Source organism: Cobetia sp. SIMBA_158 (assembly GCF_046566945.1).
Classification (GTDB): Bacteria; Pseudomonadota; Gammaproteobacteria; order Pseudomonadales; family Halomonadaceae; genus Cobetia; species Cobetia amphilecti.
The window spans coordinates 1-365 of sequence record NZ_JAWJYL010000120.1 but is presented as its reverse complement, the minus strand read 5'-3'; the positions used below and the strand labels follow the sequence as shown (position 1 = coordinate 365).

Genomic DNA, 365 nt, shown 5'->3' with positions numbered 1-365 from the left:
TTGCCACAGCCGATATAGATGCTGAAGTTATTTTATTAACAGCACAGCTGTGGGAAGCATTTGGTATTACTGAGCATGTACGATTAGAGCTTAACTCTTTAGGTTCTAACGAAGCGCGCGCCGATTACCGAGATGCGCTTGTTGCTTACCTTGAACAACATACCGACGTGCTTGATGAAGACTCAAAGCGCCGCATGTATTCAAACCCGTTACGTGTACTTGATAGCAAAAACCCTGACGTACAAGCAATATTAGTTGATGCGCCTAAATTGTCTGAGCATTTAGATGCTGAATCAAAAGAACATTTTGAAAATTTATGTGAACGTTTAGACGCAGCTGGCGTCTCATACACGGTTAACGAAAAA

At 41.9% G+C, this 365-nt stretch carries 1 pseudogene; it reads left to right on the top strand.

Annotated features, from left to right (window positions below):
* Positions 1-365: pseudogene (locus R2R70_RS19245) on the top strand (histidine--tRNA ligase); the annotation flags it as partial.